Below are 8,659 nucleotides of genomic sequence, written 5' to 3'. Positions count from 1 at the left end.
CCCCTCCCCCGCCCGCGGCGAGGGGTGCGCCGACCGCCCGCTCCTTCCGGCTGGGCGAACACGTCCGCCGCATCCGGGCGGACAAGGAACTCACCCTGGAAGAAGTGGCCCGGCGCGGCGAACTGGCGCGCTCCACGCTGTCCAAGATCGAGAACGAGCAGACCTCGCCGACCTTCGAGGTGCTGCTCAAGCTGGCCACCGGCCTGGGCGTGCCCATGGACGAGCTGCTGGCCCCCCGGACCATGCCGCCGCCCTCGGGCCGGCGCAGCATCACCCGCGCCGGCCAGGGCCGCCAGCACACGGCCACCAACTACACGCACGAATTCCTCTGCACCGACCTCACGCACAAGAACGTGGTGCCCTCCAAGGCCCGCGTGCACGCGCGCTCGACCAAGGATTTCCCCGACTGGGTGCGCCATGACGGCGACGACTTCATGATCGTCCTGGAAGGCGCCGTCGAGCTGCACACCGAGTTCTACGAACCCACGGTGCTCAACGTCGGCGACAGCGCCTACTTCGACGCCCGCATGGGCCACCTGTGCATCTCGGTCAGCCCCGAGGACGCGCTGGTGCTGTGGGTGCCCACGCACACCAGCGACGCCGAGGTCATGCAGGCCATCGGCCGGTCACCGGCCATCTGAGGCGCCCGCGCCCCGGTCCGGGCGTGGGGCGGGGCATCTACAATTCGCGCCCCCAAGCCTCTCCCTCAGCCTGACCCATGCACCTCACCGTCAACCCGGAACTCAAAGCCTACATCGACCCCCTCACGCCCGACGAGCACGATGCGCTGGAGCGCAGCATCCTCGCCGAAGGCTGCCGCGATGCGCTGGTGCTGTGGGGCGACGTGCTGGTGGACGGCCACAACCGCTACGGCATCTGCCAGAAACACGGCCTGCCCTTCCAGACCGTGCAGAACCCGCGCTTCCAGACCCTGGAGGACGTGCACCTGTGGATGATCGACCAGCACCTGGGCCGGCGCAGCGTGTCGGACTTCCAGCGCGGCGTGCTGGCCCTGCGCAAGCGCGAGATCCTGGCCGAGCGGCGCACCCGCATCCTGGCGACCTCGCCCTCGCCGGAGGACCTGCCGCCCGATGAGGAAGCCCCCGCGCCCGTGGCCGCGCAAAACCCGGCCGTCGCCGCGCTCGAACCCCGGCCGCTGCACAGCCGCGAAGACATCGCCAAGGCCGCGCGCCTGAGCAGCAGCCAGGTGGTGATGATCGAGAAGATCCAGAAGCAGGCCGCGCCCGAGCTCGTGGACGCGCTCAAGGCCGGGGCCGTGTCGCTCAACGCCGCCGCGGCCGTGGCCAGCCTGCCGCCGGAAGAACAGAAGGCCGCCGCCCTGGCCGGCAAGGACGAGCTCAAGCTCGCGGCCAAGCGCGTGCGCGAGGCCCGCCGCAAGCCGCCCGAGGCCGATGCGGACGCGGCCGGCGAAGCGGCCGAGCCAGGCACCGATGAACTCACGGCCCTGCGCCAGAAGGTCGCGGCGCTGCAGGCGGAGAACACCGCGCTGCGCGAGCAGGTGGCCACGTTGCGGGCGCAACTGGAAGAGGCGCCGTCGGCCTGACGGCCCCGCCTCCCGGACCTTCATGGGCACCTCGTCCGGCGATCTGATCAGCCTGGTCCTGGGCACCCTGCGCACGGACCGCGCCGTGACGGCGCGCTTCTCGCTCACGGCGCCGTGGGCGCTGCGCTCCGAAGGCGTGGAAGGCCTGCTGATGCGCGTGTGCACCGGCGAGCCCTACTTGATCCAGATGGACGGGCTGGACGCGGTGCACGTGCAGCCCGGCGACATCGTGATGCTGCCGCAGGGCGGCCCCCACGTCGCCGCCTCCGAGATCGGCCTGGACACCGTGCCGTTCCGCTCGCTGCTGCAGCGGCACATGCGCGGCGCGCACGGCGACCACCCCATCACCTTCGCCCACGGCGGTGGCGGCGCGGCCACCGAGCTCTTCTCGCTGCACCTGTGGATGCCGCAGCACCAGGGCGTCTCATTGCTGTCCTGGCTGCCGCCGCTGATCGTGCTGCGCGCGGCCGAGATCGCCACCACGCGCACCCTGGCGCTGGCCACCCAGGCCATGGTGGACGAGACCATCGAGCAGCGCCCCGGCTGGCAGCTGTCCACCGCGCGCATGGCCGACCTGCTGCTGGTGCACGTGCTGCGCGAGCACCTGCACCATGGCCCCGCCGGCGCCCAGGGCTGGCTCAACGGCGTGCGCGACAAGGCCATCGGCAAGGCCCTGGCGCAGATGCATGCCCACCCGGAACTGCCGTGGTCGGTGGAGAGCCTGGCCCGCGTGAGCCACCAGTCGCGCTCGGTGTTCAGCGAGCGCTTCGTGGAACTCATGGGCACCACCCCGCTGCGCTACCTCACCTCGGTGCGCATGGGCATCGCGCGCCAGCAATTCCTCAAAGGAGCGGACGACGTCTGGCGCGTGGCGCAGGGTGTGGGTTACGGCTCGGAGAAGGCGTTTTCCCGCGCGTTCGAGCGCTGGGCCGGGCAGACGCCCAGCCAGTGCATCAAGTCGCGGACGATCGGTGCCCAGATCCGGCGCCCCGAAGGTTGAACACGGGCGGGGCCTGACCAAGAATCGACCGCGTCCGCGTTGGTCTTCTGGTTCCCCATGAAAAAAGTTCTGATCGTTGGTGCCGGCATTGCCGGCTGTTCCGCCGCCCTGGCGCTCGCGCAGCGCGGCTGGCAGGTCGAGGTGATTGAAAAGCAGCCGCAATGGCGCTTCCAGAGTTCGGGCATCTTCGTCTACAGCAACGGCCTGGACCACTTCCGCCAGATCGGCGCGATGCAGGACCTGGTCGAGGCGGGTTTTCCCATCGCCTCCGGCCGCAACGTCTACCTGGACCAGGACGGGCGGCACCTGGTGGACGTGGTCTACCCCAGCCTGGGCTCACCGCCCGCGCCGGCCATCCTGGGCATCAAGCGGGCCGAGATGCACCGCGTGCTGTCCGGCCGGCTCGACGCGCTGGGGGTGCCGGTGCGCCTGGGCACCACGGTGCTGTCCCTGCGGCAGGACGAGGGCGGCGCGCACGTGCGCTTCTCCGATGGCGGTGAGGCGTCCTTCGACCTCGTGGTGGGCGCCGACGGCATCCGCTCGGGCCTGCGCGCCCTGCTCTGGCCCGAGGTGCAGCCCACCTACTCGGGCTTCGGCGTCTGGCGCAGCGTGCACCCGCGCCCGCCCGCGCTGGTGGACAAGATCATGATGATGGGCCTGGGCAAGCGGCTGGGCATCATGCCGATTTCGCCGGAGCGCCTCTACATCTTCGGGACGGTGGCGCAGCCCCGGGACACCTGGTTCGACCCGGCCAGTTGGCCCGAGACCATGCGCGCGAGCTTCGCCGAATTCGGCGGGCCGGTGCGCCCCTTCCTCGACGAGATCTCGCCCGACACCGAGGTGCTCTACACCGCGGTGGAAGAGGTGGTGATGCCCCTGCCCTGGCACCAGGGCCGCGTGGTGCTGATCGGCGATGCCGCCCACGCATCGACCCCGTTCATGGGACAAGGCGGCGCCCTCGCGGTGCAGGACGCCGTGGTGCTCGCCCGCCTGCTCGAAGACGGCGCGCCGGTGCCGGCGGTCCTGGCCCGCTTCGGCGAGCGCCGCGCGCCCGTGTGCCGCTTCGTGCAGGAGGCTTCGCACCGCGTGGGCCGCGCCGGTGCCGAGCAGGACCCGGCGCGCCATGCCCAGGCCCTGCAGGCGCTGCCCGCCAGCGCCCAGGCCCACGTGGACGACTTCTACCGCCAGCTTCACACCCTCAGCCATTGAAAGGACTTCCCATGCCCCGACTGTTCCGCCCCCTGGCCCGCACGAGCCGCCGCAGCGTGCTGGCACTGCTCATGGCCAGCGGCACCGCGTTCCCGCTGCTGACCCACGCGCAAGCGCAGGAAGTCACCTACCTGCTGCCCGCGCCGGCCACGCTGCCGGCCTTCGGCCCCTGGATGCTGGCCCAGGCCAAGGGCTACTACGAGCAGGAAGGCCTCAAGGTCAACTTCGTCACCGCGCGCGGCGGCGTGGACGTGGCCAAGCAGATCGGTGCCGGCAACGCCGTCATCGGCGGCGCCATCGGCGACACCCCCATCATCGCGCGCGCCCAGGGCATCCCGGTCAAGGCCGTGGCCGTGCTCGGCGCCGGTTCGCTCACCCAGCTCGTGAGCCACAAGGACGAGAAGATCGAGAGCCCGCGCGAACTCAAGGGCAAGACCGTCACCGTCCTGGCCTACACCGACACCACCTACTACGCCCTGCTGGGCATGCTCAGCAAGGTCGGCCTGACCAAGAACGACGTCAACATCCAGGCCGCCGGCCCGGGCGGTGTGTGGCAGCAGTTCGCGGCGAAACGCGCGTCCGCCATGGCCACGGTGCCCGACTGGACGGTGAGCGCGATGGAGGCCGGCGCGCAGGTCGACATCCTGCCGGCCGACATCTACTTCAAGAGCATGGCCCAGGCCATCCTCGCCTCCGACGAGACCATCGCCAAGAACCCGCAGCTGATCCAGAAGCTGGTGCGCGCCACGCTCAAGGGCATGAAGGACATCATGGCCGACCCCAAGGCCGCCACCGCCGCCTACGTGGCGCACGTGCCGGTGCACAAGGGCAAGGAAGCCAACATCCAGAAGGCTTTCGAGATGTTCAACCAGTACGTGTATGCCGCGCAGAAGGTGCCCGGCACGATGGACGAGGCCCGCCTGGCCGAGCTGCAGAAGTTCTACGTCACCAATGGCGTGGTGCCGCGCGAGACCCCGGTGAAAGAGCTCTACACCAACCAGTTCGTGCCCGGCGGCCGCTAGGGCTCAGTCGATCTTCACGGCGCCCGAGCGGATCAGCCCCCGGTAGTGCTCCAGCCGGTCCTTGATCAGGCTGCGGAATTCCTCGCGGGAGTTGCCCACGGGCTCGTAGCCCATCGCGGCGATCTGCTCGCGCACCTTGGGCAGCTTGATGGCCGCGCGGAAGGCCTCGCTCACGCGATCGAGGATCTCCTTGGGCACACCGGCGGGCGCCACATAGCCCACCCACCCGTCCGTCCGGAAATCGACGCCGAGTTCGGCGAAGGTCGGCACGTTGGGCAGGATGCCCACGCGCTGGCGGGACGTCACGGCGATGGGCTTGATCTTGCCGTCCTGGATGTAGGGCCGCGCCGACTGCCCGGCCAGCATGAACTCGATGGAGCCGCCGGCCAGATCGATCAGCGCCGGCGCCTCCCCACGGTAGGACACGTGCGTGGCCTGGATGCCCAGCTTGTCCGTCAGCACCACGGTGTTGAAGTGGAAGCTGCTGCCGCTACCGGGTGTGCCGTAGTTCATCTGCCCAGGGTGGGCCTTGGCCTTGGCCACGAGTTCGCGCAGGTCCCCCGTGGCCGAGACGCGCGGGTGCGTGACCAGCACGTTGTACGTGTCCACCGCGATCGTGATGGGCTCGAAGTCCTTCAGGGGGTCGAACTTGTAGGTCTTCTCCGTCAGGGGCTGGAAGATCATCATGCCCGGCACCGTCGCGGCGAGGGTGTAACCGTCCTTCGGCGCGCGCGACAGCTGCTCCAGGCCGATGCGGCCGTTGGCGCCGGGCCGGTTCTCCAGGATCAGCGGTTGGCCCAGGATGCGGCTGACCTCCTCGGAGAGCGAGCGGCTGACCGCATCGGCCAGGCCCCCCGCGGGGAAGGGAACGATCAGGGTGATGGGCCGCTCGGGCCAGGCGGCCGTGGCCGAACCCGACACCGCCAGTGCCACCACCGCCAGCCAGTTTTTCCAGAATTTCACGTCTTGTCTCCTTGGTGCATATCAAAACATCACAACGCGGTCTCGGCCGCCCGCTGACCGAACCGGCGCCATTGCCGGGTCGCTTCCCCGTACTCGCGCTCCAGCTCGTCCACCACCGCCGCCACCGGGCTGATGCGCTTGATGGCGCCCACGCCCTGGCCGGCGGTCCAGGTATCGACCCACTTGCGCTGGGTGAACGAGCGGTTGCTGTCGTAATTCCGGGGCGGTGTGGGCGGCAGGTCGTCCGGGTCCAGGCCCGCGGCGCGCAGCGAAGGCTTGAGCCAGCTCGCCGGGGTGCCGGTGATGCCGCTGCTGATGACGAGGTCTTCCGCCGTCGAATCGATCAGCATCTGTTTGTAGGCGGGTGAGGCCATGCTCTCCTGCGTCGGAATGAAGCGCGTGCCCATGTAGACCAGGTCGGCACCGGCCATGGTGGCGCCCGCCACGCTGTAGCCGTCGGCGATGCCGCCACCGATGACGACGATGCCGTCGAAGAATTCGCGCAGCGCGCGGACGAAGGCGAACGGCGACATCCAGCCGGTGTGCCCGCCCGCGCCCGCGCTGACACAGGCCAGGCCGTCCACGCCCGCGTCGGCCGCCTTCTTGGCCAGGCGCAGGTTGACGACATCGGCCAGCACGATGCCGCCGTAGCCGTGCACCACCTCCAGCGCGGGCTTGGGGCTGCCCAGCGCCGTGATGACGATCGGTGGCTGGTGCTTCTCGATCAAGGCCAGGTCCTGCGAGAGGCGCGCGTTGGACGAGTGCGTGACGACGTTGGCGGCCCACGGCCCCACGATGGCATCGGGGTGGGCCTGCCGGTGCGCCCTCAGCCCTTCGGTGATGGTGAGCAGCCACGACTCCAGCGTTTCGATGGGGCGCGCGTTCGGCGTGGGGAACGCCCCCACGATGCCGGCCTTGCAGGCTTCGAGCACCAGCTCAGGGCCTGACACGAGGAACATCGGCGCGGCCACCACGGGCAGGCGCAGCGGCGTGCGGTTGAAGAAGGACGTGACGGTGTCTGTTTTCATCATGCAATGCGTTGATCGATGGCGGTGGACGGCGGAGGGTCGATCGCGTCCAGCCCGTCCAGGATGTGTTGAAGGTCCTCGCCCACCCGAGGGAAGCGCGGCGGCGTGCGGCGCCCATGCCAGGGCGCCGCGCCGGGCACCCTGACCAGGGGGCACGGCCCGGCGTCGGGCAGCGCCAGGGTTTCGATCAGATCGAGCCCGTCGCTGTGCTGCGATGCGAGGAAGTGGGGAATGTCGCGGGCCTCGCAGGCCATCACACCCTGGGGCGCGAGCAGTTGCTCCCACTGCGCCGCGGTCCGCGCCTGCAGAACCACCGCGAGTTCGCGCCGCAGGGCCTCGGCGTTCTGCAGGCGGGAGGCCGGCGTCGAGAAACGCGCGTCCTGCAGCAGCTCCGCCCGCCCCAGCAGCGCAAACAGCTTCTCCACGTCGGCCGGTTTCTGCACCGCCACGACCAGGGTGCCTTGCCGGGTCGGGTAGTCCCCGGTGGGCGCGGTGAATTCCGCGTTACCCACCTTGCCGTCGCTGAGCGCGCTCGAAATGATGCGCGGCGCCAGGAACGCGGCCATGGCGCCCGCGAGCGTCACCTCCAGCTGTTGCCCCGTGCCAAAGCGGAAGCGGCGAAGCACAGCACTGGCGATGGCCTGGTAGGCGTACAGCCCCGTGATCTGGTCCGCCAGCACCACGTTGCGCGTGCGTTGCGGCATGCCGCTCTCGTCCGCGTTGACGTGCATCCAGCCCGAGTAGGCCTGCGCGACGTGGTCGATGACCGGCCGGTCCCGGAGCTCGCTGTCGCGACCGAAACCGGTGACCGAGCAATAGACCAGCGTGGGCCGGTCCTGGCACAGCGGTTCGGCACCGAGTCCCAGGCGCTCGACCACGCCGGGCCGGTAGCTCTCGACCACCACATCGCAGGTCTGCGCGATGCGCTGCGCGATGGCGAGTTCGCCCGGGTTCTTGAGATCGAGCTGGATGCTGTGTTTGCCCACGTTGACGGCGATCGCGGCCGGCGCGTGCCCCCGGATCTGGTTGCGCGCGTTTCGGATCCAGTCCCCGCCCGGCGGCTCGACCTTGATCACCTCGGCCCCGTGCGCCGCCATCAGCATGGTGGCGTAGGGGCCCGCGATGCCCTGGGTCAGGTCCAGCACGCGGATGCCGTCCATGGCCAGTGGTGTGGTGTTGTGGCTCATGGGGTGCGCACGATCCAGTGGGACAGGGCATCGGCCACCGCCTGCGGTTGCTCCAATGGCAGAAGGTGCCCCGCGCCCGGGATCTCCACGTACCGGCAGTGCCGGGCCTGGGCGGCCTCTTCGGCCTGCTGCTGGACGGGCACGACCGCATCGTGCGAACCCGCGAGCCACAGCATGGGCACGGACCCATCCAGCAGGTGCGAGCGGTCCTGGCGCTGCAGGGTGGCGCGCACATGGGCCAGGTAGCGCTGGGCGCCGTAGGCCGATGCCAGCTCACGGCGGCGGGCCACGAGGTCGGGCCGCTGGCGGTTGTCCGGATGGAACGGGGCCACCGACGACGACGCGGTGTCCACGTAGGTCGCGGCGTCGAGCGACTGGATCGCCTGCTGCCGTTTGAGCTTCTGCGCGTCGGAGTCGGCGCGGGCGCTCGACCCCATGAGGCACAGGCCCCGCACCCGCTCGCGCGCTTTTTCGAGCACGCCCAGGGCCACATAGCCGCCGAAGGAATACCCGGCCAGATAGAAGCGCGCCGGTGCCGCGGCCAGCACCGCATCGGCCAGGGCCTCGATGTGCTCCAGCGGTGGCAGGTCCAGGCAATGGCTGCGCAGGTGGGCCGGCAATGCGGCGCTCACGTCGCGAAAGACGTCGCCGGTGTTGTTCAGACCGGGGATGAAGACGATGTCCAT

At 70.2% G+C, this 8,659-nt stretch carries 9 protein-coding genes; 5 read left to right on the top strand and 4 right to left on the bottom strand.

Going from position 1 to position 8,659, the window contains the following annotated elements; all coding sequences use genetic code 11:
• The 5 genes from AC3WPZ_RS01685 to AC3WPZ_RS01665 form a co-directional block, all read left to right on the top strand.
• On the top strand, positions 1–641 hold a 641-nt coding region (locus AC3WPZ_RS01685), incomplete at its 5' end, for a helix-turn-helix domain-containing protein (RefSeq protein ID WP_492437855.1).
• 77 nt (positions 642–718) lie between these two features.
• Positions 719–1,564: a plasmid replication/partition related protein gene (locus AC3WPZ_RS01680; protein WP_382156864.1), complete on the top strand. Its 846-nt coding sequence runs from the start codon at positions 719–721 to the stop codon at positions 1,562–1,564.
• 22 nt (positions 1,565–1,586) lie between these two features.
• Entirely contained in the window at positions 1,587–2,564 is a 978-nt protein-coding gene (locus AC3WPZ_RS01675) for a cupin domain-containing protein (RefSeq protein WP_444686865.1), read from the top strand.
• 57 nt (positions 2,565–2,621) lie between these two features.
• Positions 2,622–3,773 carry an FAD-dependent oxidoreductase gene (locus tag AC3WPZ_RS01670; protein ID WP_444686866.1) on the top strand — a complete coding sequence of 384 codons (1,152 nt, stop codon included), beginning with the start codon at positions 2,622–2,624 and terminating at the stop codon, positions 3,771–3,773.
• Between the two features lie 11 nt (positions 3,774–3,784).
• Complete coding sequence (locus AC3WPZ_RS01665) at positions 3,785–4,795, top strand: ABC transporter substrate-binding protein (protein WP_382156858.1); 1,011 nt, start codon at positions 3,785–3,787, stop codon at positions 4,793–4,795.
• A gap of 3 nt (positions 4,796–4,798) precedes the next feature.
• On the opposite strand, the gene AC3WPZ_RS01660 is transcribed toward AC3WPZ_RS01665, so the two are convergent.
• The 4 genes from AC3WPZ_RS01660 to AC3WPZ_RS01645 are packed head-to-tail and all read right to left on the bottom strand — an operon-like array spanning position 4,799 to position 8,659.
• Positions 4,799–5,758, bottom strand: a complete 960-nt coding sequence (locus tag AC3WPZ_RS01660; protein ID WP_444686867.1) for a Bug family tripartite tricarboxylate transporter substrate binding protein — start codon at positions 5,756–5,758, stop codon at positions 4,799–4,801.
• 29 nt (positions 5,759–5,787) lie between these two features.
• Positions 5,788–6,789 (bottom strand): NAD(P)H-dependent flavin oxidoreductase, encoded by a 1,002-nt coding sequence (locus AC3WPZ_RS01655; protein ID WP_382156854.1) that lies wholly within the window; start codon positions 6,787–6,789, stop codon positions 5,788–5,790.
• Positions 6,786–7,973 (bottom strand): CaiB/BaiF CoA transferase family protein, encoded by a 1,188-nt coding sequence (locus AC3WPZ_RS01650; RefSeq protein WP_444686868.1) that lies wholly within the window; start codon positions 7,971–7,973, stop codon positions 6,786–6,788. Before AC3WPZ_RS01650 ends, AC3WPZ_RS01655 begins: the two co-directional genes overlap by 4 nt.
• On the bottom strand, positions 7,970–8,659 hold the full coding sequence (locus AC3WPZ_RS01645; RefSeq protein WP_444686869.1) for an alpha/beta fold hydrolase: 690 nt from the start codon (positions 8,657–8,659) through the stop codon (positions 7,970–7,972). The genes AC3WPZ_RS01650 and AC3WPZ_RS01645 overlap by 4 nt, the downstream gene beginning before the upstream one ends.

The organism is Hydrogenophaga sp. FW305-3-2-15-A-LB1 (assembly GCF_058787875.1).
The sequence above is the reverse complement of the archived record's forward strand: the minus strand, read 5'-3'. Positions and strand labels throughout refer to the sequence as shown.